Genomic DNA, 24957 nt, shown 5'->3' on the forward strand with positions numbered 1-24957 from the left:
TGAAACGAACGCTGCCGACAAGCGACCAGCAGCGTGTGAGTAAAGCATAGTCAAATCAGAACGGGACGATTGCAATCATCTGCGCGTAGACATTGGTATCATCGTTACCGATCTGGGTGCCATTGCTGCTGTCTGGTGTATAAAAGCCGACCAGCGGGCTGACGATCAAGTTCGGCGTGACCACCCACTCGGCATACAGGTCAATTTCCTGGCCGTCATTGGCACCATTACCGTCGGTATCACTGAAGTCAAAGAACAGCGCGCCTACCGTCAACATCTCGGTCGGGGTGGCCTTCACGCCAACATGGTGAACATCGGTACCGGAGTTGAACGGACCGGCATAGTTGGCCGCCACTTCACCCTGGAACCAGGTGCCGTAGCCACGGTTGAAACCGAAGAACAGCGGATCAAAGCCTGAATCAAAGCTGGCATAGCGGTAGTTCACGCTCGGTGACCACGGCATATCGGCAAAGGTCCAGCCTGCTTCGGCATACCAGGCATCCGCATCAGCAACGCTGCTGTTGCCCTGATCCTGAGTCACGAATTCACCGGACAGGAACAGATTCTCGACACCGGCATTGCCCTGATAACGCAGGCTCAGCGTCTGCTGGCCATCGCGATGCGCCAGACCATAGGTTTCGTTGACATCCAGGCCTTCGATGTAACTCACCCCGAAGGTACCTTCAGGCAGCACATATTCGGCATTGATACCGGCCAGCTCCATTTCAGCCTGAGCACGGTTATCCGATTCCAGCCAGAACAAATCGGCACGCAAACCTTCGCTGCCGCCGATACGGGCAATAGCGGTGCGGTCAAATGCCTTACGCCCCGCCAGCCAATAGGCACCACCGCGGTTCAGGCTGCTGTCCAGCGCATCACCAAAGTTCAGCGCATCGCCATTGATGAGGAAACCATCACCCAGGGTAAATTGCTGACGACCGAAGGACAGGTCCAAACCGTCTTCTCCCAGCATCGGGATCAGATTGCCTGAACGCCAGCCGATATAAGCGTCTTCCAGATCGGTTTCACGCTCGTCGCCAGAGGTAAAACCACCCGCATCGCCATCACCCCAAGTACCGGAGCTGATCAGATTCAAGCCTGCGTAAACACCTGCGCCAGATTCACCGTAGGTATGGCTGCCTGAAAGGCCGTACTTGATGTAACCTTCCTGCCAGCTGGCACCGTCGCGGTCACCATCAAACAGGTAGTTTTCCTGGCTGGAAAACACACCGAAAACCGCTTCGATGTCCAGGTTCAATTCACTGCCATTCTGGCTGTACAGGTTGTAAGCGGAAGCCGGTGCTGCTATCACTGCCGTGATGGCAGCGCTGAGAAGGTAACCGGAAGTACGACGGATGATTTTTGTTTGCATGGGCATTATCCCTGGACAGTGGCATATCCCCGAGGCATGGGCCTGACGATCGCCTGTGCTTTTTTTGTAATGACCCAAGCGTAGAGCGATGCTGTAAACCAGATGCGCGTTTATTGTGTGAACTTGTGGTGGTTTGTAACCATTTGTAACAAGAGACAAGAACCTACGCGGGATCCTGCATTCATCACCTCCTCAAGAGCTGAAATCGTTTATATCAGTCAAGCCGGAGACTTAGTCGATACCCAGAGCTTTCATACGCCGGTACAGGGTCGCTCGGCTGACACCCAACGCTTCGGCAGCGGCTGTTACCTTGCCTTTATGCTGCTCTAATGCCTGGCGGATCAATACTTCCTGGGTTTCCTGCAAGGTTCCTCGCAGTGCGGGAGGCGCATCCAGCTCTTGTAGAAAATCGTCACTCAGATGCTCGTCAGTCAACACAGTTTCCTGTGGCTCCATAAATGCCAGCGCCACTTTCAACACCATCTCCAATTGGCGAAAATTACCCGGCCATGCATATTCGACCAGCTGCCCCTGCAGGTCAGGATCAAGGGATACCTCTGAGCACCCCAATTGCGCTAGCAAGCGCTGACAAAGAGCATTGAAGTTCTTGCGTTCACGCAGCGCAGGCAGACTGACACTGATACCATTAAGGCGGTAATACAGGTCTTCGCGGAAAGTCCCCTCTGCCACCATCTGCTTGAGGTTGCGGTGAGTCGCACCAATAAGCGCAATATCCAGTGCGACCTCTTCCCCACCACCCAAGGGTGCCACCATGCGTTCCTGCAACACTCTCAGTAAACGCGCCTGAATTGATAAGGGCATATCACCAATTTCGTCCAAGAACAGGGTGCCACCGTTGGCCTGCTGAAAGCGGCCCATCATTCCGCCCTTACGCGAGCCGGTAAAGGCGCCTTCTCGATAACCAAACAGTTCAGATTCGATCAGTCCTTCTGGAATTGCGGCACAGTTCACCGCTACAAAAGGCTGCTTACGGCGTAAGCTTCCGTCATGCAGAGCCTTGGCAGCAACTTCTTTGCCACTGCCGGTTTCCCCATGTAACAACACCGGGATCTCTTGCCCCATCGCACGTGCCGCCATCCGCATGGACCGTTGTAGCCGAGGCTCATCTGCCGCAAAATGCTCGACAGGATCGGTCGACGGTTGCTGCTGCCGTGTCGGCGGCGAAATCTGCTTTACTGGCGTAGCTGGCAGCAGACGGTCGGGAAATTGCAAAAGTTCGCAATAGAGTTCGCCAGCACGAGTCTGGACCGAAGCAATCCTTTGCCGCAGGCAAGTATTAAGCAGTACTCCAACACTTTCACCAACCAGTTCATCGATTGTTTTGCCAACCAGCAACTCCCGCGCTCGCCCCAACAGCTGACAGCCCTGCTCGTTGATCGCCAACACATGGCCATCTTCCCCCAGTGCCACCAGTCCCTGCCACGCGGAGCGAAGAAATTGCTGACGAGGATGAAACGCGATCACGACCTGGTTCTGGTATTGGCTGGCAAACAGACGCCCCTCTATGTTTCGGGCAGCTAATTGAATAATGCCAAGGGTATCTTGCGGTTGGTCATTACGCCCTATTCGGGTCAGATCAAGCACTCCCATCAGCTGACCATCGGCATCAAAGAAAGGTGATGATGCACAGGAAAAATGGGCTATATTATCGAGAAAGTGCTCTTCTTCATTAATTACGATGGCACGCCGTTCGACGACAGCCGTTCCCAGAGCATTAGTGCCGCGATTGTCTTCACTCCAGGAAACACCTTGTCTTAGTGCCATTCGCTTCAATGGCGACAAAACATGATCACACCCTTCCATGCTCAGCAATCGGGCGTCAGCATTCGCCAGCAAGACCAGGCCCTGATCTCCAAACTGGTGCGTCAGCTGTTCAATTTCGGGCATGGCAACGTGCAGCAGCAACTCGTGCTGGTCCCTGAACGCTATTAGGTCGGACACATCATCGATAATGCGCCCCTGATCACTTGAGCATTCAAGGCCTGCATCAAGACTGCGCCGCCACGAAGCCGCTATTTCATCGCGCAGATAGCCCTCAGGCAACTGCCCTTCGGACTGCAAACGTTCACGCGCAATGCGCGCAGCATGGACAGGATCACTGATTAAATCCTGACGTAACCGGGGTGCCATAATGTCGGCCTCTTTATTTTTATTTTCCCGAAAATGTAACAGCATTACGCTCACCTTTGTATACGTCAAAGACACACCGGGTGCAAACACCGGCGCCCCTGCATACACTGAAGCAATATATGGGCCACACCCAACACGAACATCTCCCGATCAAAGCTGTCAGATTCGTATGACTGTTCACAGGAGGATTACCCCATGCAGAATCGCTACCGCCTTCTTGCCTGCGCTCTATTGCTCAGTGGCTGTGCGTCAATCCCAGAGGAACTTCGCCCGACCACAGAGCAGTCACTGCTGCCATTCACGGAGGTAACCCAAACTCAGGAAGTCAGCTTGGCCCGCTGGGGAGGAGAAATTACCGAAGTCAGAAACCAGGCGGAAGGCAGTGAAATAGAGGTCGTTCAATTTGCGCTCAATACAAGTGGCCGCCCACTGAAAAGCGACCGGAGTGACGGACGCTTCCTGATCCGAGTACCGTCTTTTATCGATCCTGCGATCTACACCTCTGGTCGTTTAGTCACGGCACTGGGGGAGTTTTCCGGCACGGAACAGGGTGCTGTCGGTAATCAGCCCTATACATTTCCGATTTTGAAAGCCCGGTCGGTACACCTTTGGCCAGAGATCAAAGACCCACCCGAGCGCTGTAGCTGCGATCCCTTTTTCAACAGCCCCTTGATGATGCGTCCGATCATTGTGGTACCGCGTGAATAGCACTCAATAAACTAAAAAGGGCAGCACATGCTGCCCTGAAAGGGAAAAGGCTAAACAGGATTAAAACGGCACAATTGCGATCACCTGGCCATACACATTGGTGTCATTGCTGCCGATCTGGGAGCCACCTGCGGCCGAACTGTTATCCGGCGAATAGAAGCCGATTAACGGGCTGACGATCAGGTTAGGGGTTACTGTCCACTCGGCGTAAATGTCAATCTCTTGGCCATCCAGCGCCCCACTGCCACCAGCAGTATCATTGAAATCGAAAAACAGTGCTCCAATGCTCAACATTTCCGTTGGCGTCGCTTTCACACCTATATGGTGGACATCGGTCGCGGAGTTGAAAGGACCTGCATAGTTAGCCGCAACCTCTCCCTGGAACCAAGTGCCATAGCCCCGGTTGAAACCAAAGAACAGCGGGTCAAAACCTTCATCAAAACTGGCATAGCGGTAATTCACACCAGGTGACCAAGGCAAGTCTGCAAAGGTCCAGCCCGCTTCGGCATACCAGGCATCACCATCTTTGCGTGTGTTATCACCCTGATCCTGAGTCACGAACTCGCCGGAAAGGAACAGGTTTTCGACACCCGCATTACCCTGATAACGCGTACTCAACGTCTGCTGTCCATCGCGATGAGTATAACCCAGTGCCTGAGCATACTTGTCATTCACATCCATGCCTTCGATATAGGCCACACCGAATGTACCCTCAGGGGTGACATACTCTGCGTTAATGCCTGCCAACTCGGTCATCGCCTGCGCCGGGTTATCGGATTCAATCCAGAAAAGGTCTGCGCGCAGACCGTTGGCACCTCCGATACGAGCAATGGCAGTACGGTCAAACGCTTTGCGCGCTGCCAACCAATACGCGCCACCACGATCAAAGTCATAACCTCCGCCGTTCAATGCATCGCCTAGGTTCAGCGAATCCCCATTGATGAGGAAACCATCGCCAATGGAAAAATTTTGACGACCAAAAGACAGGTCCAAACCATCTTCACCCAACACCGGGATCAGGTTACCGGAATGCCATCCAAGGTAGGCATCCTCAAGGTCGGTATCGCTTTCGTCACCGGAGGTAAAGCCACCTGCATCACCATCCCCCCAGCTCCCCGAGCTGACCACATTCAGACCCGCATAAAGACTGCTTCCCGAATTGTATGTGTGATGTCCAGAAAAGCCATACTTGATATAGCCTTCCTGCCAGTCAGAACCACCCCCTTTCGTTTTCGCTCCTTGGTTGTAGTTTTCCTCACTGGTAAAGATACCGAAGACCGCTTCAATATCGAGATTCAGTTCAGTGCCATTTTCACTGTAGAGGTTATAGGCCGACGCCGGGGTTGAGATCAGTGCCGCTAAGGCGGTAGCCAGAATCGTTTTTTGCATCAGTGTTTCTCCTGAGTCCCTGTCGAAAAGGCCCGGACCACGATCCGGGCAAGCCTGCCAGTGCATGGGAGCAGACAGGGGGTTATGACACTATCGAATGAATATCTGGGAAGTCGATATCGCCATATCGCCGCCGGGTAGCTGGATATTACCCAGCTTTTCCATGCTGTCAGCGTTGTAGATGGCGACATCATTAAACGTACCGCCCAGATAAATCTTGCTACCGTCATGATTGATGGCAATGCAGTAATAGGAGTGATCGAGTTCAGCTGCCTGCACCAATTCTTTCTTCTTGATATCGTATTTAGCTAGACGGTTCAGAACGCCATACACCAGGTTCGGATCTTTGGGTGACCGTATACCTGTAAAGTAGATCTCAGTAAGAGGGCCAAAGTCCGTGGTTTCAGTTTCCCCGGTTTCCAGATTCACATTCATAAAACCATAGATCCAGTCCGCCGTTTCAAGGTTGTAACTTTCATCCTGGAATTTCGCTGTGGTGTAAAGGATGGTGAAATCCTTGGATGGCGATTGGATTGGCCAGGCATTCAACACATCAGGCGGGGCATACAACGGACGCTGCCAGTTACGACTGGGAATCGCCACATCCACTTTACCTGTATTCACATCCACCTTGTAAATGTCGGCACCAGCCATGTAGAGGGTGCCATCATCACCAGTCTGCATCACCGTCACCTGACGTGGCGACGGAAACGTACGTATCGGTTTGGCATTAAGCCCGGCACCGGTGTCATACACAGCAAGGCGGGGCGGCTGCACCCGATAATGATCGCGATACAGCATCGTGGGATTCTGCACCGCATACAGTTCGTTACCGTCGGCACTTATGGCAAAAGAGAAAATCGATTTGGTTCGTTCACCTTTTTGCAGCGACATGGAGGCATGGAAAGTCACTTCACAGTTATCCAGATTGACCCCGTAAATATCCTCATAATGATTATTGAGAATGTAGGCGGTCTTACCATCTGGCGCGATCTGAGTAACACCTGGGCCAAATGCGTCCGGCAGCTCACAGCTTTTATAAAGCTGATCGGTCTGTAAGTCGATGACGTGTATATTGTTGGGGTAGTTGGCCACCACCATATACTCGTGCTCCTTTTCAAGCGCCGGCTCCTTGGCCAGCACACTGCCGGGAAGTAATACTCCCAAAATCAGCGCGGCAACAGGCATCAGTGATGTAAGTTGTTTGTTATCCATTATCAAATCACCCTCAGCTTAGTTCTTGTCTTGCGGGAACACGGTACCCAGATTGCGCCAGTCATCTTTCGAATTCATCGCATCCTTGTTCCAGTCCGGGTACGTGTTCATCATGTCCGGCACCTGAGCCGGCCACCAGCATGGATCGGCACAACCATAGAGATCGGCTTCCATCGGCTGACACAGTGAGGTCACACCACCAAAGGCATCGATCTCCCAGCCCGGGTCAGTGGTCGCAGTACAGCCTGCCAGTGAACTCATGGCCACAACCTCTTCCACGCTGTCATCAGCAACCGCCTGACTCAGCAGTTGCGCCTTGTTATTGATCGCTTTGAGATGTTTCATATCAGTGCGCCCTCCGCGGCGAGATAAACTGGTCTATGAAGGCGGGGTTAGCCGCCATGATGCGGCTGTAGACTTCGATGCCGAAGTCGACCCAGTCTCGCATCAGGTCACAGTAGTGATAGGTCGGATGGGTGGGGTCGCCATACCGGGCGTAGCTCTCGTGGTAACAGCCACCTGAGCAGAGGTTGCGAATACGACAGCTGGCACAACCGGTATCAGTGCGGTCCAGCCGTTTGGACAGGAAGTCCCCCAACTCAACATGTTGCACACCGCTTTTAACGTTGCCGAAGGTCGGCATATCTGAGCCGGTGAACCGGTGACATAGGTTCAATTCGCCTTCATGATCCACCGCCAGCATCTTGAGTCCGGCTCCGCAAGGCAGCGCTTTCTTGTGCCCTTCATGCAGATCCGTGATCAACTGATGCATATTGGAGAACCCAATATTGCGGTGCTCCAGTGCGGCCTCAAGATAGCGTTGCCCCAGTCGTTTCATACCGGCAAACACTTCGATCAACTCCTCTGAGCTGAGGTTAAAGGTGGAGACATCACCGGAAGTGACCGGCGCAAATCCCACTTCGGAAAACCCCATCTCGTTGAACAGGTGATCCCATATCCGCTCAACCTCAGTGGTGCCTTTGGTCAGTGTGACTCGTGCCCCGATCGGGCGTGAATCGTACCGCTCCAGCAGGCGCTGCGCCTTGCGGCGTACCACATCATAAGTGCCCTGCCCGCCCACGGTGATCCGGTTCTTGTCGTGGATCGCCTTGGGCCCGTCCATGCTGACCGACAGCCCGAACCGGTGCGCGTTAAGCCAGTCGATGATTTCATCCGTGAGCAGCGTGGCGTTGGTGGTCATGACAAAATCCACCGGCTTGCCAAGCTCGGCGAACCGACGTTCGCAATATTCCACCATCGCCGTGATCAGAGGGCGGTTGCTGAGCGGCTCACCGCCAAAGAACACAACGGTGTAGCGCTCTTCATCCGGCGATTCTCGCAGCAGCATCTCCACCGAGTCGATGGCGGTTTGCAACTCCATCTTGCGCCCGGCAGACGGGGTATCCAGGTCTTCCTTGTAGCAATAAGTACAGCTGAGGTTACAGCCGGTATTGACGTTCAGTACCACCGTGGTCAGTGGAAACTGATCAACTCTGCGTGTGCCGATCTCGTCGGTCAGCGGTCGACCATCATTCACCAGTTCCAAAGCCAGCAGTTCGCGCACTGTTTCCATGATCTCCTGTTCAGAAAAACAGTTGCTCAAATCTGACACCAATACTTCGGCCGGTTCTGCACCCTTGCGTAGCCGGTCAAAAATATCCGAGGTTAGACGATCCAGTGCAAACAGCGAGCTTGACGGGATATGGAACAGCATTCGGGTCTCCCCGACCTGCACTTCGTGCAGATTGTGTTCAACCAAGTTGAGTACAGCGCCCATGCCTATTTCCCCTTTCAGATTATCAATCAATACTCTTGGGTTTTACTGTTCATCACGGAATAGGTGGGTTGTTCCAGCGCTGTACGGTCACGATCATCTGACCTTCAGCGCTAAGGGTCTGCGCTCCATCCTGGACAGTCGCCTGTACCTTCAGGTTACCCGCGTTATTGGTCATCATGCGGCGCTGCGGATTGGGGCCAGCCGCCGCCGGTGTGAACACCCCAGTGTTCGCGTTCATCTGACCGCTGAAACGCACGTCACCATCGGCATCAGCTACCTCATTGAACGGTGCAACCGCCCAATTGGCTGGCACCATGCCAATACGATAGTCGTCATCGGTACCCGGCTTGCCATCAGGGCCCGCCGCCCAGGCTTCGGCTTCAAAACGTGCTTCGACTTTAGGTGTGGAGCTACCGTTGCCACCAATCCGAGCGACTGCAAATTCAGGCACGACTTTTACTGCGGCGATGCGGTCATAAACAACAAAGCGTTCTCCCTCTATGGCACCGACCGCTGGTGTACTCACCCCAATGCCATTCGCTGAAGCACGAGCACGTACTCGAATCAGGTCGGGGCTTGCACTGAGGACTTCGACAACGTCAACGCCATTACCCAATATCGGCAGACCACTCAAGCCCGTGCCAACAATACTGATTTCCGCTTCGCTACCTGCCTTTATATGGGAGGGTTGCAGCGCCAAGATACGGCTAGTACCCTTGGCATCGCGCACTGCAACCACATCTGCACCGACTTCATCCTGGTCGCGTAAAAACATGCGACCATTCAGCTGGCCATCATTTAATACAAACACCTGACGCATCATCTGATCATTTATTTCGATATTGGCGCGCCATTCATAACCCGTATAGAGAATCGCCTGTCCTGTTCCTGCCAAGACGGTGCCGTCTGCATACTCACCGGTGAGCGTCAGTGTGAACTGGTCTTCGCCTTCAGCGGATGTCACGTTCATGCGAGCATGGAAATTCCCTTTACCCGGCATATGCCCAGCCAAAGTCCAATCACCTGCAACGGGGGCTTCAGCCTGTTGTTGCCAGGCGATCCAGGCCTCGGAGTCAAGGGGTTGTGTCTCGGCCAGCTCCGGCACCATTTTGTTCAACGCAAGGTCCAGCCAGTCACGATCACGTGCCAATGCCTGAAATTCAGTGGTCGGCCACTGCCCCAGATGGAAGTGCACCAGATGCTCCCATTCTGATGCCGGACGTCGTTGCAGCAGCACGCGAGCACCGGAGTGGCAACGAGCACACATTTCGGTGAAGCCCTGGGATTCGAATGATTCCTGGGTGTTTAAACGCCGCTCCAGAGCATAGCGTGCGCCCTCGGTTTCAGACGGTGCTAAACCTTGACGATCCGCCAGATATTTCACCAACATGCGACGATCCTCGTCACTGATCTCAAGACCATGCATTATCTGCATGCGTGCGATAGTCATTAACCAGCCTTCAGGTGTCTTTCGCTGGTGACTAATGCGGCTCCATTGCTGATCGCCTTCCTGAGCATGGCAGGCCAGGCATTTACCCTGAATGATCTGTTCTGCTTCGGATGCCGCCTGTGATGACTGAGTCGCCAAAGCGACTGCCAGTGCCAGCAGGCCGCTCCCAAGTGGTTTTAATGCTGTTGTATTCAAGGTCTGACCTCCTTCTATGGTCATTTCCGAGGGTCTCACTAGAGACACCCGTTGAAAATCAAGGGGCATGTAAAGTCTCATGGAAATAAGCATAGCCTGTGCCAACTTAACTTTTATCTTAAGAAACAATACCTTGAATAAAGAACTACTACTTTTGACCCCATGCACCCACTTGCCGGATCTGTTTTAAAACGCGACAGCTGTTTCAACCTGACACACCGCCCCTACTACCGCTCCCTGCTGCCTGCTCCCTTTCGCCAAGTGGATCATCACGCAACGCCTGTCTCATTCTGCGACAGGTTTTAACTCGAAAAACCAACAAACATAAAAATAAATATGTTCACTTTCAAATAGTTATGAGTTTTTTAAAACCTGGCACAGCCATTGCGATGATCAAACAGGAGACACAACGATAACGACAAGAGGTTCACCATGACTGAGTTTGCCCTTCATCCTGACACTCAGGCGTTTATTACTCGCAGCCACGCTCTGCTCATCGGAGAGCAGCGCCCAGCCGCCACGGGCGGGAAAGAGATTGATGTGATTAACCCCGCCACGGGTGAGCGTTTCACACGTGTGGCCTGTGGTACCGCCGAGGATATTAATCAGGCGGTTGCTGTTGCACGCCGCACCTTTGATGATTCCAGCTGGAGTCGCATGACGCCGGTTGAGCGTGAACGTCTGCTGTGGCGTTTTGCTGACCTTATTGAAGCCAATGCACAATCTCTGGCCGAAATCGAATGCATGGACAACGGCAAAAGTGTGGCCATCGCCAAGGGCGTGGATATTCAACTTGCCGTCAACTTTCTGCGCTATATGGCTGGCTGGGCAACGAAAATCGAGGGCAGCAGCGTACAGCCTTCGGTTCCGTTCATGCCCGGCGCGCAGTTCCATGGTTATACCCGGCGCGAACCGGTCGGGGTGGTGGGTGCGATTGTGGCCTGGAATTTCCCGCTGTTGCTAGCTTGCTGGAAGCTGGGGCCAGCGCTGGCGACCGGCTGCACGGTTGTACTCAAGCCTGCCGAAGACACTCCACTGACTGCATTAAGACTGGGTGAGTTGGCACTGGAAGCCGGATACCCGCCGGGGGTTTTGAATGTCGTACCCGGCCTGGGACATGATGCAGGTGCCGCACTGTCTTCCCATCCGGATGTGGACAAGCTCACCTTTACCGGCTCAACCGGCATTGGCAAGCTGATCGGCAAGGCCGCCATGGATCATATGACACGCGTGACACTCGAGCTGGGCGGCAAGTCGCCCACCATTGTATTGGATGACGCCGACCTGCAAGAAGCTGCAGCGGGCGCGGCCAATGCGATCTTCTTCAATCAGGGGCAAGTGTGCTGTGCCGGCTCACGCCTATATGTGCAGCGCAAGCTGTTCGACAACCTAGTGGCGGATATCACCGATATCGCGAGCAAGATCCGTCTGGGCAATGGTCTGGATCCGAATACGGAGATGGGGCCACTGGTATCGGCGGTACAACAACAGCGCGTGCATGGTTTCATCGAAAAAGGCCTGGCCGAAGGTGCACGCCTCACCACCGGTGGTGATCGTCAGGGCCCAGGGTATTTTATCCAACCGACGGTCGTGGTGGATGTGGATCAGCGTTCGACACTGGTACAGGAGGAGATTTTCGGTCCAGTACTGGTGGCTATGCCATTCGACGATATCGAGGACGCGATACGCATTGCCAACGACAGCCAGTACGGCCTTGGCGCCAGCATCTGGTCCAATAACCTGTCAGCGGTACACCGCATGATTCCGCGGATCAAATCCGGTAGCGTTTGGGTCAATTGCCACACCGCGCTGGACCCATCACTACCCTTTGGCGGCTTCAAACAGTCCGGTCTGGGTCGCGAAATGGGTGCCGCCTGTCTCGAACACTACACCGAACTCAAATCGGTATTGATGAAAATTTGATCACTCGACTGACAGTGGCCTGTGCCGCTGTCAGTGCCGCTCAACGTCGTCGATAACTTCGTATACTGAACTGGGGTAAAAACCCCAGGCTTCGATACAAAGGCTCACCCGCAACTGAAGCTTGCAGGCAGAGGTGCTTAACCCCTCTGGCCTGAGCACGCGCTACTAGCTGTTGCATCAATGCACGTGCAACGCCTTGTCCCTGGTGCTCAGGGGGCACACCGACTTGGTGAACACCGGCCACATTACCCGTCTGATACATAATCGCAGTCGCGATCGGTTCTCCTTCACGAACAGCCCAAAAAACTTCGACATCCGTTTGCTGACGCACCTGTTCGATTACGGCAGCATCAACCTGGTAACCGAATGCTTGGCCACACAGCAAAGACCAACGCTCAACCTCAGCGCTATTTTGCAAAACACATACATTTAATGTATCCGTGCGGGTATCGGCAGTTTCAGCCTTCAAGGGCAACACCATCGCCAACTGCTGTAGTCCCATCTCAAAACCGTTTGCTAAAAGAGAACTTTCCAACTCCGCTGTGTCAGCATCGGCATCCCAAACCGGGAACAGATAGCCCGGTGTGATTCTGTTCAACAAATGCTGATCTACGTATTGTTTTTCTTGCCCCCATTCCAGCCAAGTTCGATAAGGCCAGCTGACTGACTGCACCAAGCCGTCAAACCATTCAGTTCGCCCCATCAACTGCCACAGCCCCGTCAGGTTGTCGATATTGGCTTTTTTGAGTGAATATTCCATCAGGTTTTTTCCCAGTAGATAAGACTTACACCAGCAACAAGGACAACCATACCGACTAATCGAGTTCCGTTTATCGGACGGACCGGTTGATCAAACCAACCAAAATGACTGCAGATAACCGCTAGGACAATTTGCCCTGTCAATGCAAAGGACGTCATGGGCCCCATTCCCATCCGTGGAATCAGGAAATAAAGCAGTCCCACGCCAAACGCACTGATCACGCCACCCCACCAGAGGTATACCGGAACGCTGCCAACCCGCCCGATGCCCGGCAGCTCACTGCGTTGCAGCACCAGTACCAATAACGAGGCTAGGCAGGCAACAGCAAACGCGATGCTGGTACCGAGCATCGTGTTACCTAGCACCACACCCAAGCGGGCATTCATCCCTGCTTGAATGGCGATGGCTGCACCGGCAGATAAGGCGAGCCACGGAAAAAGCTGTGTCATGACAACCTCAAAATCATCTCCTCAGCCGGTAGCCTCACTTTTACCTGTGACGCGGCAACGTCATCGGGATGATGCTGTCCCAAGGCACAGATTGCCACGGTTCTCAATCCCTCCTGTGACAATCCGAGCACGCAGTCATAACCGGCCCGATCAATACCGGTCATCGGGCAACAGTCAATATCCAGCAAGGCAGCGCTGGTCAAGCAGGTTCCCAGGGCGATGAATAATTGCTGCTCAGCCCACACAGATTTTTCCTCAGCATTCATATCACTCAAGAAGCTTTTCACATGCTGTGACAAACCGGCATAGTCTTCCAGATCGCCGCCACGCCGGGCTGCCATATGACTGACAAGCTGATCAACCATCGGTGCATCTACGAACGTACAAGCCGCAAATACTAATAGATGTGACGAGTGAAGTACTTTGTCCTGCCCCATCGAATGAGGTAGCAGCTCTGCTCGCACTGCCGGGTTCTGAATCAGAATCAACCGATAGGGCTGAACACCAAACGCCGATGGACTGAGACGCGTAGCTTCCAGCAAAGCATCGATCCGTTCTGGCTCGAGGATGCTGTCTGAGAATCGTTTAACGGCATAACGCTGATTCAAGGCATCGAGTAAGGTCATAATAAGCTCCCGCAAATGAGTTCACACACGCGACAATACCGCCGCCAACTACAACCAGAATACGCAGTGACAATACCAGGCTCATTTACATAGGTTGAGAATTCAGGTTTTTTTGCGGATACGGCTTAACTGTGTCGGTGTAATGCCAAGGTGGGAAGCGATATGATATTGCGGCAATCGTGCAGCCAGAGCTGGCTTGTCCACCAGAAAACGTTGGTAGCGCTCAGCAGCATCCTCCTGAACCATTTGAGTCTCGCGTGCATCCTTGGCTAGTAACCAGTTGGTTTCCAGATAATGAATCTGGAACAGCTTCAAGTCCTCAGAGCGATAAAGAAGGCTACGAAAACGCTGGAAGTCGATTTCAATAACGACCGATTCTTCGAGTGCCTGAATTGAGTGCATCGAAGGCTCTCGACGCAACAGCGCTGCCATGGAACCAGGAAATTCTCCTTCCATAAAGAAATTTTTGTTGTACTCACGCCCTTTATCATCCAGTACAAAGACCCGTAATAACCCCTTGGAAACAAAAGCAAAACTCAGCGGTATTTCACCTGCCTGACAGAGAAACTGGCGACGTCTCAACGGCTGATAACGACAACATTGTACCAACGCATGCCAGGTCGAGTCCGAAAGTGGATAATAGGCCTCAATTGCCTGCCGCAGCAGTTCAAAGCCTTTAGACTCAAACATGAACATTCCTCGATCAGGCAGTGGCACGGCAACTCACGTGACGGACTGGCTTGCACCGATTGACCCCGTGCAAACTTGGTCTCTTCCCTGTTTCTTGGCCATATACAGTGCGTTATCCGCATCATGGATCAACTGCTCAACCCGCCCCTGCGGCAAGGGAATTTGTGCTGCCACACCAAGACTGACAGTCACCCGCCCTAAGGGCGAACCATGGTGTTCAATGTCCAACTGACGCACCGCATCAGCCAGATTTTCAGCCAACTGTACTGCCTGCTCTAACCTCTGACCCGGTAACAGAAGAATAAATTCTTCCCCCCCGTAACGGGCAATCATGTCGCTGCTACGTTTGAGCTGACTGGCCATCGCCTGTGCCACTTGTTGCAAGCACTCGTCACCTTTCTGATGGCCGTAAGTGTCATTAAAGCATTTGAACAGGTCAATATCCGCCATTACTACAGACAGCGTACGGCCTTCTCGCAAAGCTCTGTACCACTCCAACTCCAGCTGCTGATCGAAACAGCGCCGATTCGGGGTCTGGGTAAGTGAATCCGTGGTACTCAGGCGCTCCAGTTCGGTATTCATCTGCTGCAGATGCACATTCATCTCTTCCAATTGCAGCTCTGCCTTCCGTCGTGCATCAACAAAGACGGCAAAGCTGGCCCCCATTTCACTGATTTCGTCCGCTCCATCCTGTGGTATCGGTACCCAACGTCCATGTAAGTGAGACTGCATGGCAGCACTGAGACGGTTGATCCGTTGCACAATATTACGCCTGACATACATCACTGCACCGATCGTAACTGCAACCAGCGCCAAAGAAGCTGCAAACAGCCCCAGCAAGGAGTGTCGAATCAGTCCCTGGTGTGCAGCAATCGCCTGCTTTGCGGAGGCTTTCAATTGCAGATGGTAATTAAACGTGGCACCCGTCAATTTTTGCGCCAACACCCGTGTATGACGCGCGGTAGCAAGCGTTGCACGGGCGCTTTTCAGTAATGGCAAACGGCTTTCGAACACCTCCGGTAAGGCCTCCTGCAACTTTTGACGCACCTTGATCGACGCCTCATCCTGCAACGGCAATGCCGCTAATTGCTGCAGCGCCTGCCGCCCAGTCCTTTCCAACTGTGCAATATGGCCCGGGCGCTCTGTACTCAATGCTGATGATGCGACGGCCAGTGCTGCTAACGCATGACTGACAAAACGATGTTGATACGGTTGTAACTCTGGGGTATCCATATTCAGCGGTAATTGCTGTAATAACAGAAAAATCCTGTCTAGCCGCTGCAGCTGTGCCTGCTGTAACATTTTTTCCGACTCAAGCTGCTGACCAAGCTGCCCCAGGCTTTTGAAGAACGGCCCCTGCCAGCGATCCAGTGCAAGCCGAGCAGAAATATCCACGACTTCCAGGCGGTCCAATTCATCCAGCCGCTCACGCGCTGTCTTGTAAAGGTTAGCCAGATTATCAGCCCGTTCATTACCGGCACTCACTGAACGTCGACTGCCGACCATTACTTCGAACACTTCAGCCGCGATGACTTCAGCGTCCCGTGTCAGCTCGGCAGCAGCCATCGCACGATCAAACTGACGACTGGCAAGGTGACTAAAGCCTTGATACTGCTGATACATGACATAACCGATCGCCGAAACCGCTATCAAATAGAGGCCGAATATCGCGCTGATAATCAAGGTGAGACGAGTGCCGATACTATGTTCAAGTCGCTGCATAACAGGTCTCTAAAGGCATTAGCGAAATAATGGCGCAAACAACAGCCCACCGCGGGACCACGGTTTGTTCATACCCGGCGCTATATCAATGGCAGTACCGGGACCATAGTGACGCTGATAGATCTCGCTGTAATTACCGACGCTGGACAACATTTTATAAGCCCAGTCATCACGCAGCCCCAGCTGAGGCCCGAATGTGCCACGACGTCCCAACAAGCTGAGGACTTCCGGATCCAAACTCTGCTCCCGTATCGTGCCCACATTGGCCTGGGTAATGCCCTTCTCATCCGCCAGAATGAGGCCATGCACGACCGCCCGTATCACCCGTTCCCATTCGGGATCATCATTCCGCACCATGGGGCCAATAGGCTCTCGTGACAGGTGAACAGACAATAGTTTGTATTCACTGGGGTTATCGGCACGATTGGCACGATTGACTGCCAGATTCATTCGGTCAGCGGTGTACGCATCACAGTGACCACGGAAGAAGCTGTCACCGTTGGTAAACTGGATCTGCGCGTTGATCTTCTGCTGCATCAGCATACTGCGCAACGTAAGGTGGGTCGACGTATTTTCCGTTACACAAATGGTTTTACCCTGCAGGTCCGCCAGCTGTTGAATGCCGGAGTGCGCACGTACCATAATATCCTGACTGTCGAACAGGTAAACGGCTGGAAAAGCAACTTGATAGCGGTTCTCGCGGTCCATTGTCCAGGTCGTGCTATACATGACCGTATCGGTTTGACGTTGCTGAAGTGTGGTAAAGCGAGTGGTGGCATCTACTTCAACATATTGCACCCGATCTGGGTTACCAAATAACGCTGCGGCGGTTGCACGACAGAAATCTACATAGAACCCGTACCAATTGCCTTCCAGATCAATCGCACTGCGACCGGGATCATCCGGAAAAACCCCACAACGAATATCGCCGTGACGCAGTACATCCTGCAGAGTACCCGCCCAAACATAAGGCACAGACAGCTGGGTGATACACAGCATAGTCAGCAATATTTTGCGAATATGTGTATCCAACATGGGGAACTCCTGTATCAAAACCTACCTGGACACGTGCCGACGAGGTCAGGGCACATGGCATTCAAATACCCAAAACACGTCATTACTTTTACACACAAAACATGATAAAGAGTCGATATTATGTGGTACTTCATGCGTATCCACAGCAGTTATATCAAATGTATCACCGTTCGCATGAAACTTCGCGTTCGCACAGTACCGTATTAGTCGCTGAATCCAAGCCTTTTGAGCTGCGCATCCTGTTGGGAGCTCAGCAGGGTCAATGCCATCATCGCACCAAACAGCGCCCAGGCCATATCCGATTGCGTATCCCACACATAGCCTTGCGTCCCCAGGAAAGATTCAGCCGCAGTCGCCGAAATCAGCGCCACCCACCATTCAAGCAGCTCATAAAACGCACTGACCGCCAAACAGAAACACAATATGAAAAAAACCTGCCATCCACGACCGTTGATCAACTGCCAGCGGATAATCAGCTCACGGGCCACCAACGCCGGCACAAAGCCCTGGGCAAAATGCCCCAGTTTGTCATAGTTGTTGCGTGAACCGCCGGTAAGGTCCCGCAGATAATCAAACAGTGGAACACCGGCATAGGTATAGTGGCCGCCGATCATCAAGATGATGCAGTGAACCAACAACAATTGATAAACAAGCGGCGTCAAGGGCATGCGGTGGCGGGTTGCCGCCAGCACGCCAAGCACCAGCACTGCTGGCAGTACTTCCAGATACCAGGTGAGACGATCAGCCGGCTGGTACGCAGACCATACAAAGAACAGCATGAACGTAATAAGCCAGAGTGCCGTCCGCATTGGCAGTTCCTTCAGTCAACGATGATGATTGCTTCAAAGGTAGGAGGTATTGGCACTGAATGCCAAACATTCATCATCGCCAGGAGTGCAACCCGAATTCATGTTGTCCTCCTCCGGCAAAACGCTCTCGGTATTGACTCGGTGTCAGTCCTGTCTGTTTCTGAAACATCCGGCGAAACGCACTAACATCCTCATAGCCGACTTGCCAGGCCACCTGCTCCACCGTTGTCGCCGTGTTTTCGAGTTTTTCTCGCGCCTTGTGAACCCGCTGTTGTTGCAGATATTCCGCCGGTCTCAGCCCTGTTGCCTTCTGGAAGCGCCGGATAAAGGTGCGTTCGGTCAATGCGGCCTTTGCGGCCATCTGTGCCACGTTCAACGGCTGGGCGTAGATACGATGAATATGGTGCTGCACGTGCAGAATGGCACGATCGTTATGATCCAGTACCGGTATGAAGCTCCGATAGTAGCTTTGCTGCCGCACACCGGTGTCCACCAGCAAAAACCGGCCCAGCGCCTGCACCACCGTTGGCGGCACATAGCGACCGATCAAATGCAGCCCAAGGTCCACCCAGGACATGACGCCACCGGCCGTTACCAGGTCAGAATCCACCAGCAGTAACGCATCGGTATCGAGCTCGACATCGGGAAACGCGTACCGGAATGCGCCCTCCAGTTGCCAGTGTGTCGTAGCGCGACGCCCCTCCAGCAGGCCGGCCTGTGCCAACAGAAACGCACCGGCACAGGCCGAGCTGATAACGGCCCCCTGCTGATGCCAACTATTCAACCGGGAACTGATGGCCGGCTGTGGTTCCAGATACAACTGCCCGTCCAGTACCGGCGGCACAATCACCAGCGAAGGCGAACATGCATCCGCATCAACGGCGATCACCTGCCCCGCGTCCAGCTGCCAGCGGCTGATGCTGAACGTAAGGTCAGGTGCATGCTGTAGCTCATTCAATATGCGATTGGCACTCTGGAACAGGTCGATCAACCCGTAGACCGCGGACAGTGCTGTGCCCGGGATCATCAAAATAGCGACATTGATAGTCTGCGACATGTCAGTTTTTGCCTTTTTATTGTCAGTATTGCCACCAGCTCAGACTAACAGGCCGCGTTAGGATAATCAGCACTAACCTAACAGGAGACTCACATGAGCAAGACCGCGCTGATTATCGTCGATATGCAGAACGACTACTTCCCGCAGGGCAAATGGACATTAACCGGTATCGAAACGGCTGCCGCTAATACGGCCAAAGTGCTTGCCACCTTTCGTGAGCGCCAGCAGCCGGTCATTCATGTACGTCATGAGTTTCCGTCCAACGACGCACCGTTCTTTGTACCAGGCAGCGAAGGTGCCAACATTCATGCTGACCTGCGCCCTGCGGATGGCGAGTTCCAGATTCTCAAGAACGAAGTGAACAGTTTCAAGGGGACTGAATTGCAGGCCTTGCTGCAACGTGAACAGATCACCGAGCTGGTGATTGTCGGTGCCATGAGCCATATCTGTATCGATGCGATCACCCGCGCAGCCGGGGATTTGGGCTACGCCAACACCGTACTCCACGACGCCTGCGCCACGCTGGATGCAGAGTTCAACGGCGTACAGGTACCCGCTGCACAGGTACATGCCGCCTTCATGGCTGCATTGGCTTTTGCCTATGCAGACGTCATCAGCACCGATACATTCCTGTCACGCGGGTAATGTACACGCCGGTGAGGCGGACAGGGTCCCGCACACCGGCCACGCTTGGTCACTTGCGCTGCAGCAGTTTTTTGAACGGATAGAGAATCTGCGCCACATAGCCGCGCGGCAAACGCACGGTCGTGCCATATTCAGCGGGCCAATAATTCAGCGGCATATGGTAGGTACCAAACAAGCGATCAAAAATCACCGTATGTGCACCATAGTTGGTATCGATGGCAGGGGCTTCCGAACTGTGGTGCCAGTGATGAAACTGCGGCGTCACCAGCACAAATTTGATCGGTCCGAACGGAATACGCAGGTTGCAGTGAATCAAAATCGCCTGTAATGCAGCGAAGGTAACGTAGATATTCAGTGCTGTCTCGTCAGCCCCCAGCAAATAGAGAGGAATCATCACCAGTGCCCGCTCCGAGAACACTTGAATGAAATGCCCCCGCGAACCGGCCAGCCAATCCAAATCCTCGACCGAGTGATGTACCGCATGAATCGGCCAGAGTGAACGTACTTCGTGAAACAGTCGATGCTCGCAGTACAGCACGAAATCGGCACACAGGATAATCAGAGCCACTTGCAGCCATACCGGTGCCGACCTTACCGTTTCCTGCACAGCCGGGCTGATGGCCCAATCGAAGTGACTGGCGTGATAGTTGGCGTAAATCAGAATCGCCGAAATCATTAGATGATTGAAACAGAAGTAGACCAGGTCTACACCCCATTCCGACCGCAGGATCACCTGTCCCGGGTATTTGGGGAATAGCTTCTCCAGCGTCATGAACACCAGCGTGGACCCCAGAAATGCCAGGATCAACCAATCAGCCCCCAGCGACAGCCGCTGCGGTTCAACATTGCCAATGGGAATGGAATAACCGCCAAGCGCAAACCCCAGCAGGGTCAAACCGATGCCCGCTGCACCCAAGCGCTTGTAACGGTTGAAATAGAAAGTTAGTACGCCGAACAGCAGTGAAAAATACATGCCATATTTCAACACCTGCTGCAGCAGCTCGGCATCATAGGCCTGACGCAATTCAAGCGTGGTCAGGTAGGCAGGATAAAGGTAGGCATACACAGCCAGCAAGCTCAGCGCACCTAGAAACAGTGAGCAATAGCCACTGATTTTACCTTCACCCAAACGGAACGCTCGCTGCAGATCCGGTTCAACATGACGTTCACGATAGACATAATCATCTTTCATACAAAGCTGGCCTTATCATTCCATGATTCAACAAAGGCCCTATGATAAGTGCTCTGCTCAGAAAAACGAAAGCCCTGTTTCAATCCTTGCCGATCGGCGCAATACCGGCACATTCCAAATGATCCGCCAGTTCAACACGGTTGCGTCCCTTTCGCTTGGCCTTGTAACAGGCCGCATCAGCCTCGACGATAACCTGTTCGACCCCCATGCTGTTAGCAGTCAACTCTGTCAATCCGATACTGCTACCAATGCGGAATATCTGCTGGTCATATTCAAAACAGTATTGGAATACCGACCAACACACATCGTGAGCAATGCGGGCACCCGCCTTCACGTCACATCTCGGCAGCAGAATGGCAAATTCATCCCCCCCCATACGCGCAAACACATCTTGTTCACGAATGCGTCGGCGCATGACACTGGTGATCTCACATAGCAATTGATCACCTGCCAAGTGTCCACAACTGTCATTAACTGCCTTGAAATGGTCAAGATCGATGAACAGCAAGGCATAGCGTTTACTCGGGTCCGCCTGCACCTGATCCAGCGCAATCGATACCTGCCGCTCCAGCTCTCGGCGGTTCAGCAGTCCGGTCAACACATCATGCGTGGCATCAAATTCCGCCCGCAACTTTTCCAGTTGTAACAGCCTTGCATGCGCGCGCTGCTGTTCCAGTTCGGCCGCCACATCAATATGGTGGCGCTCCATCACGGCACGCATATCTGCAAACGCACCGGCCAACTCACCGATCTCGTCGCTGTTGCGCAGCGGTAAGGCGGCATGAAAGTCGCCCTTGATCAATTTGCGGGCAGCCAACACCATCTGCGCCAAGGGACGCCGAATCAACCATTCGACTTCGCACCAAACTACAACCAGCAACACCAGCAGCAGCAGCCCCAACGCCAGTAATAATGATGCTTCGAGCTCCTGCGCGATGCCAATACTGCTACTCATATCCACACTGACCACCAGATTGGCAATCGGCGGTTTCAGGAATCCAACCGGCGCTTCCAGAATCAGGATAGGAATATCATCAGTAAAGTCGACATGCTCAGCCAGGGGGTAAAGACGCGCCCCCCCGGGGCTGTATAGCTCAACTTGGCGCCAGCTCGGGTTGTCATACCGAATCGCATTGAGCAGCTCATAGACTTTGGCCAGGTCACTTTCCAGCAGGGACGGCGTGATCGCTTCGGCTGTCAGCTGTAAATGCGCCCGATGGCCACTCTCGGCAATTCCCAGCGCCCGTTCACCCACTGGCGGTATCACCAAATAATGGATATAGGCCATAAAACTGCAGGCAAGCACAACCAGCAGCAAGGTAAATTTGGTACGTAATCCCATGTACAACGTCCTACAACTGCGTATTACTCAAGGATATAAAAATCATCCAGACCCCATGCATGCATGGCGTCATAATCCTGCAGCTCTGCCTTTACAGGCTGGGGCATTGGAATACGTGACATTAACTGCTTCCCCCCTGCCGTCGCTGCCAGCTTCAGCCAAGCACGCTGAAATGCTTCACGGTCGGCTTCAGGCACACGCGGATGCGCCGATAGCGGGTGCGGGTTCATGCCTCTGGTCTCGTAAATAACACGCAAACGCTCACGCAACTCGGGCGGTTGTTGCTTCAGGGTACCCAACACGCCACCACCGGCTGCGGTTTGACCTAACGCCACATTCAAATACACGGAACTGTGCGTCTGCACATAACGAGGGAAAAACTCCAACTGCAGCAGCGTATTCAAGTCCGCCCGCATCAGCAGTGAAGCCCCCAGCGCATTGGGTGAAGGAAAGGCGATAATCTTTTTATCCAGATCACTCACCTGCTGATACGGGCTGTCTTTCTTGACCACCAGAATACCCTTCAACTGTCGGGTATCACGCACCAGCGGAATATACCCCTGGGATTCATTGGCCTTAAGCAGGTGGTACGGATTCATGTAGGCAAAATCATATTCGCCAGCCAGAAATTTTTTCTCAAACACTGGAATCTTTGGACTGCCGATCAGCTCCAGGTTGAAATCCAGCTCCTGCTCCAGGGCCGTGATGATCGGCTGCCAGATATCAAACAGTTTGCGCTGCTCATATTGCGGCACTACGCCGATAGTGTAGCTCTTGCGCTCATTGGCATTCGCGGTAGCAACAGGCAGGAGAAATAACATGCAAAAGAGAGTCAGAATATACTTCATGTACTGCTTCTCGAAGATGGGGGCTATTCACAGGCTGTAACGAGACCAATACCTTGCGTACCGATCATCACCTGAATAATTACTGAACATTCATTTTGACAAAAAAATACCACTGGTGACAGCAGAAACCGAAGAATACGCTGCTTCCTTTGACCTGTATGAAAAAAGCAGCAGTATTCTGTTATCTCAGGTGTATCAGTCCTAACTCGACAGCAACACCGGCACCTCAGATTGCAGCTCGAATCGGTGCGGCGACACATCCACTTTCCAAGCCAGTACCTGTACTCCGCTGGCAATAGCCTCACGCAGCAACTGACCATAACGCGCATCAATTTCATCAGCCGGTCGGGCCGCTGTTGCGCCCGTGTGCTGTACACAAAAGAACAGCACCGCCCGTTTGCCGGATGCCACCACCTGCATCAAGGTAGTCAGATGTTTTTGCCCCCGCACGGTTACCGAATCCGGAAAGGCGATCACACCATCATCCACATCTTCCGGGCCTGGACCCAGCGTGACATTTTTCACTTCAATATACGTATGGGGGTCGTTACGCGGCCCCAGCGCAAGATCGAAACGGCTATCGCCGTACGTGACCTCTCGCTCCACACCACTGGCAGGCGATAACTCAGGAATCCACCCGCCCCGCACCGCTTCCTCCACCAGAGCATTGGTGCGACTGGTGTTCACACCCGCCCAATGACCATGCGCCACCTGCAAGGCTTCCAGGGTGTACCGATACTTGCGCTTTGGGTTAGCGCTATCCGAAACCAGTGCCGGCTGCTCGCCATCCAGCACACAGTTCTTCATCGAGCCAGTGTTGGGGCAATGCACGGTCATCTCGCTGCCATCAGCGCGCCGAACATCGGCCAGAAAACGCTTGTAACGGCGTAACAGGGTAACGGTTTCAAGGGGGGGATCGAAGTTCACATCAACTCCTGAACAGAACAGCGGACAGACCAGATTAAACAGCCCGCCGACACTACAGAATGCAGGTGTCGGCTCGGGTGCCATCGGTATACAACGCCACCAACGAATAGTGCATGAAAGGGCCGTTGGTAGACAAATAGTCTTTTATCCAAAACTTGACCGTGTCCGAATACTGCTGCAAAGAAGACGATTGATCTGCCTTGGCCTCATTCAGCGCAGCAAAGCGGCAGGTCACGACATCATGGGCATCATTCTGTTTTTGATCATCGGTGACGACCACATTCACCACCGAAGTGGTTGGATCCCATGCCACGATGAAATAGAGCGATTCGTTTTTGACGTTGGCATTCAGATACGAGATCGCCATTGCCAAGCACTCCTCGAAGGCATCTTTGACCAACGTATCATTGGTTGCAGCCGACTCTGCGTAATGGAAACGGCATTCCGTTGCATCCCCTGCTATCGCAGCAAACGGGTTCACACCCACACTTTCATTCCAGATCAGGCTCATCATGTCCTCGGGTACTGTTGACGTTGCACGCCGTCATGCCCTGCGGTTCATACAGCAGGCAGCGGCCGGGCTGAATTGTATAACGAATCCCTTCGCATTTCCGAGCCCATGAACGCCTGTCGCCCTCCCCCACAGGGCACCCGATATCGCCAGACCGACTTCAC

At 53.4% G+C, this 24957-nt stretch carries 23 protein-coding genes; 3 read left to right on the top strand and 20 right to left on the bottom strand.

What is annotated here, in order from left to right; genetic code table 11:
- Window positions 1–55: 55 nt before the first annotated feature.
- Together CLV44_RS14875 and CLV44_RS14880 are read right to left on the bottom strand one after the other, a co-directional pair.
- Window positions 56–1372 carry an alginate export family protein gene (locus tag CLV44_RS14875; RefSeq protein ID WP_106592912.1) on the bottom strand — a complete coding sequence of 439 codons (1317 nt, stop codon included), beginning with the start codon at window positions 1370–1372 and terminating at the stop codon, window positions 56–58.
- A gap of 231 nt (window positions 1373–1603) precedes the next feature.
- A complete protein-coding gene (locus tag CLV44_RS14880) occupies window positions 1604–3523 on the bottom strand; it encodes a sigma-54-dependent Fis family transcriptional regulator (protein WP_106592955.1) in 1920 nt (639 codons plus the stop codon).
- A 195-nt stretch (window positions 3524–3718) separates the two neighbouring features.
- Here CLV44_RS14880 and CLV44_RS14885 point away from each other — a divergent pair, with 195 nt between their 5' ends.
- Window positions 3719–4231 carry a Slp family lipoprotein gene (locus CLV44_RS14885; protein ID WP_106592913.1) on the top strand — a complete coding sequence of 171 codons (513 nt, stop codon included), beginning with the start codon at window positions 3719–3721 and terminating at the stop codon, window positions 4229–4231.
- 60 nt (window positions 4232–4291) lie between these two features.
- On the opposite strand, the gene CLV44_RS14890 is transcribed toward CLV44_RS14885, so the two are convergent.
- From CLV44_RS14890 to peaA, 5 genes are all read right to left on the bottom strand, one after another.
- The gene (locus tag CLV44_RS14890; RefSeq protein WP_106592914.1) at window positions 4292–5620 is read right to left on the bottom strand and encodes an alginate export family protein; all 1329 of its coding nucleotides are present in this window, start codon (window positions 5618–5620) and stop codon (window positions 4292–4294) included.
- Between the two features lie 90 nt (window positions 5621–5710).
- Entirely contained in the window at window positions 5711–6835 is a 1125-nt protein-coding gene (gene peaD / locus CLV44_RS14895; RefSeq protein ID WP_106592915.1) for a quinohemoprotein amine dehydrogenase subunit beta, read from the bottom strand.
- Between the two features lie 18 nt (window positions 6836–6853).
- Window positions 6854–7180, bottom strand: coding sequence for a quinohemoprotein amine dehydrogenase subunit gamma (gene qhpC / locus CLV44_RS14900; protein ID WP_106592916.1), 327 nt, complete (start codon window positions 7178–7180; stop codon window positions 6854–6856).
- A 1-nt stretch (window position 7181) separates the two neighbouring features.
- Window positions 7182–8612 carry a quinohemoprotein amine dehydrogenase maturation protein gene (peaB, locus tag CLV44_RS14905; RefSeq protein WP_106592917.1) on the bottom strand — a complete coding sequence of 477 codons (1431 nt, stop codon included), beginning with the start codon at window positions 8610–8612 and terminating at the stop codon, window positions 7182–7184.
- 52 nt (window positions 8613–8664) lie between these two features.
- Window positions 8665–10257 carry a quinohemoprotein amine dehydrogenase subunit alpha gene (peaA, locus tag CLV44_RS14910; RefSeq protein WP_211298157.1) on the bottom strand — a complete coding sequence of 531 codons (1593 nt, stop codon included), beginning with the start codon at window positions 10255–10257 and terminating at the stop codon, window positions 8665–8667.
- A gap of 432 nt (window positions 10258–10689) precedes the next feature.
- Here peaA and CLV44_RS14915 point away from each other — a divergent pair, with 432 nt between their 5' ends.
- Entirely contained in the window at window positions 10690–12180 is a 1491-nt protein-coding gene (locus CLV44_RS14915) for an aldehyde dehydrogenase family protein (protein WP_106592919.1), read from the top strand.
- 40 nt (window positions 12181–12220) lie between these two features.
- Here CLV44_RS14915 and CLV44_RS14920 read toward each other — a convergent pair whose 3' ends face one another.
- From CLV44_RS14920 to CLV44_RS14955, 8 genes are all read right to left on the bottom strand, one after another.
- Entirely contained in the window at window positions 12221–12940 is a 720-nt protein-coding gene (locus CLV44_RS14920; protein WP_106592920.1) for a GNAT family N-acetyltransferase, read from the bottom strand.
- Window positions 12940–13389, bottom strand: coding sequence for a DMT family transporter (locus tag CLV44_RS14925; protein ID WP_106592921.1), 450 nt, complete (start codon window positions 13387–13389; stop codon window positions 12940–12942). Before CLV44_RS14925 ends, CLV44_RS14920 begins: the two co-directional genes overlap by 1 nt.
- Window positions 13386–14015 (bottom strand): nitroreductase family protein, encoded by a 630-nt coding sequence (locus tag CLV44_RS14930; RefSeq protein ID WP_106592922.1) that lies wholly within the window; start codon window positions 14013–14015, stop codon window positions 13386–13388. The genes CLV44_RS14925 and CLV44_RS14930 overlap by 4 nt, the downstream gene beginning before the upstream one ends.
- Before the next feature lie 102 nt (window positions 14016–14117).
- Entirely contained in the window at window positions 14118–14705 is a 588-nt protein-coding gene (locus tag CLV44_RS14935; RefSeq protein WP_106592923.1) for a Crp/Fnr family transcriptional regulator, read from the bottom strand.
- Window positions 14706–14738: 33 nt separating this feature from the next.
- Window positions 14739–16427, bottom strand: coding sequence for a diguanylate cyclase (locus tag CLV44_RS14940; RefSeq protein WP_106592924.1), 1689 nt, complete (start codon window positions 16425–16427; stop codon window positions 14739–14741).
- 18 nt (window positions 16428–16445) lie between these two features.
- The gene (locus CLV44_RS14945; RefSeq protein WP_245912705.1) at window positions 16446–17462 is read right to left on the bottom strand and encodes an amino acid ABC transporter substrate-binding protein; all 1017 of its coding nucleotides are present in this window, start codon (window positions 17460–17462) and stop codon (window positions 16446–16448) included.
- A gap of 203 nt (window positions 17463–17665) precedes the next feature.
- A complete protein-coding gene (locus CLV44_RS14950; RefSeq protein ID WP_106592925.1) occupies window positions 17666–18271 on the bottom strand; it encodes a DUF2238 domain-containing protein in 606 nt (201 codons plus the stop codon).
- Between the two features lie 73 nt (window positions 18272–18344).
- Window positions 18345–19328: a GlxA family transcriptional regulator gene (locus CLV44_RS14955; RefSeq protein ID WP_106592926.1), complete on the bottom strand. Its 984-nt coding sequence runs from the start codon at window positions 19326–19328 to the stop codon at window positions 18345–18347.
- Window positions 19329–19421: 93 nt separating this feature from the next.
- Between CLV44_RS14955 and CLV44_RS14960 the strand changes: the two genes are divergently transcribed.
- The gene (locus tag CLV44_RS14960; protein WP_106592927.1) at window positions 19422–19973 is read left to right on the top strand and encodes a cysteine hydrolase family protein; all 552 of its coding nucleotides are present in this window, start codon (window positions 19422–19424) and stop codon (window positions 19971–19973) included.
- Between the two features lie 49 nt (window positions 19974–20022).
- Here the strand turns inward: CLV44_RS14960 and CLV44_RS14965 are convergent, their stop codons facing one another.
- The 5 genes from CLV44_RS14965 to CLV44_RS14985 all read right to left on the bottom strand — a co-directional run bounded on the left by CLV44_RS14965 (window position 20023) and on the right by CLV44_RS14985 (window position 24793).
- Complete coding sequence (locus CLV44_RS14965; RefSeq protein ID WP_106592928.1) at window positions 20023–21165, bottom strand: sterol desaturase family protein; 1143 nt, start codon at window positions 21163–21165, stop codon at window positions 20023–20025.
- Between the two features lie 79 nt (window positions 21166–21244).
- Window positions 21245–22507 carry a GGDEF domain-containing protein gene (locus CLV44_RS14970; RefSeq protein ID WP_106592929.1) on the bottom strand — a complete coding sequence of 421 codons (1263 nt, stop codon included), beginning with the start codon at window positions 22505–22507 and terminating at the stop codon, window positions 21245–21247.
- Between the two features lie 23 nt (window positions 22508–22530).
- Entirely contained in the window at window positions 22531–23355 is an 825-nt protein-coding gene (locus CLV44_RS14975; protein ID WP_106592930.1) for a phosphate/phosphite/phosphonate ABC transporter substrate-binding protein, read from the bottom strand.
- Between the two features lie 201 nt (window positions 23356–23556).
- Window positions 23557–24282, bottom strand: coding sequence for a DNA/RNA nuclease SfsA (gene sfsA, locus CLV44_RS14980; protein WP_106592931.1), 726 nt, complete (start codon window positions 24280–24282; stop codon window positions 23557–23559).
- Between the two features lie 52 nt (window positions 24283–24334).
- Window positions 24335–24793 carry a hypothetical protein gene (locus tag CLV44_RS14985; protein ID WP_106592932.1) on the bottom strand — a complete coding sequence of 153 codons (459 nt, stop codon included), beginning with the start codon at window positions 24791–24793 and terminating at the stop codon, window positions 24335–24337.
- Between the last annotated feature and the right edge of the window lie 164 nt (window positions 24794–24957).

The organism is Marinobacterium halophilum, assembly GCF_003014615.1.
In the GTDB taxonomy this organism is placed as follows: domain Bacteria; phylum Pseudomonadota; class Gammaproteobacteria; order Pseudomonadales; family Balneatricaceae; genus Marinobacterium; species Marinobacterium halophilum.

What these genes read in the sequence shown, in the direction of transcription:
- CLV44_RS14985 (WP_106592932.1), bottom strand. Translation starts at nt 24,793, where the DNA reads ATGAGCCTGATCTGGAATGAAAGTGTGGGTGTGAACCCGTTTGCTGCG.
- CLV44_RS14885 (WP_106592913.1), top strand. Translation starts at nt 3,719, where the DNA reads ATGCAGAATCGCTACCGCCTTCTTGCCTGCGCTCTATTGCTCAGTGGC.
- CLV44_RS14965 (WP_106592928.1), bottom strand. Translation starts at nt 21,165, where the DNA reads ATGAAAGATGATTATGTCTATCGTGAACGTCATGTTGAACCGGATCTG.
- CLV44_RS14875 (WP_106592912.1), bottom strand. Translation starts at nt 1,372, where the DNA reads ATGCAAACAAAAATCATCCGTCGTACTTCCGGTTACCTTCTCAGCGCT.
- CLV44_RS14945 (WP_245912705.1), bottom strand. Translation starts at nt 17,462, where the DNA reads ATGTTGGATACACATATTCGCAAAATATTGCTGACTATGCTGTGTATC.
- CLV44_RS14890 (WP_106592914.1), bottom strand. Translation starts at nt 5,620, where the DNA reads ATGCAAAAAACGATTCTGGCTACCGCCTTAGCGGCACTGATCTCAACC.
- CLV44_RS14920 (WP_106592920.1), bottom strand. Translation starts at nt 12,940, where the DNA reads ATGGAATATTCACTCAAAAAAGCCAATATCGACAACCTGACGGGGCTG.
- CLV44_RS14960 (WP_106592927.1), top strand. Translation starts at nt 19,422, where the DNA reads ATGAGCAAGACCGCGCTGATTATCGTCGATATGCAGAACGACTACTTC.
- CLV44_RS14880 (WP_106592955.1), bottom strand. Translation starts at nt 3,523, where the DNA reads ATGGCACCCCGGTTACGTCAGGATTTAATCAGTGATCCTGTCCATGCT.
- CLV44_RS14975 (WP_106592930.1), bottom strand. Translation starts at nt 23,355, where the DNA reads ATGAAGTATATTCTGACTCTCTTTTGCATGTTATTTCTCCTGCCTGTT.
- CLV44_RS14930 (WP_106592922.1), bottom strand. Translation starts at nt 14,015, where the DNA reads ATGACCTTACTCGATGCCTTGAATCAGCGTTATGCCGTTAAACGATTC.
- peaB (WP_106592917.1), bottom strand. Translation starts at nt 8,612, where the DNA reads ATGGGCGCTGTACTCAACTTGGTTGAACACAATCTGCACGAAGTGCAG.
- CLV44_RS14915 (WP_106592919.1), top strand. Translation starts at nt 10,690, where the DNA reads ATGACTGAGTTTGCCCTTCATCCTGACACTCAGGCGTTTATTACTCGC.
- CLV44_RS14940 (WP_106592924.1), bottom strand. Translation starts at nt 16,427, where the DNA reads ATGCAGCGACTTGAACATAGTATCGGCACTCGTCTCACCTTGATTATC.
- CLV44_RS14935 (WP_106592923.1), bottom strand. Translation starts at nt 14,705, where the DNA reads ATGTTTGAGTCTAAAGGCTTTGAACTGCTGCGGCAGGCAATTGAGGCC.
- CLV44_RS14970 (WP_106592929.1), bottom strand. Translation starts at nt 22,507, where the DNA reads ATGGGATTACGTACCAAATTTACCTTGCTGCTGGTTGTGCTTGCCTGC.
- CLV44_RS14925 (WP_106592921.1), bottom strand. Translation starts at nt 13,389, where the DNA reads ATGACACAGCTTTTTCCGTGGCTCGCCTTATCTGCCGGTGCAGCCATC.
- peaD (WP_106592915.1), bottom strand. Translation starts at nt 6,835, where the DNA reads ATGGATAACAAACAACTTACATCACTGATGCCTGTTGCCGCGCTGATT.
- qhpC (WP_106592916.1), bottom strand. Translation starts at nt 7,180, where the DNA reads ATGAAACATCTCAAAGCGATCAATAACAAGGCGCAACTGCTGAGTCAG.
- CLV44_RS14950 (WP_106592925.1), bottom strand. Translation starts at nt 18,271, where the DNA reads ATGCGGACGGCACTCTGGCTTATTACGTTCATGCTGTTCTTTGTATGG.
- CLV44_RS14955 (WP_106592926.1), bottom strand. Translation starts at nt 19,328, where the DNA reads ATGTCGCAGACTATCAATGTCGCTATTTTGATGATCCCGGGCACAGCA.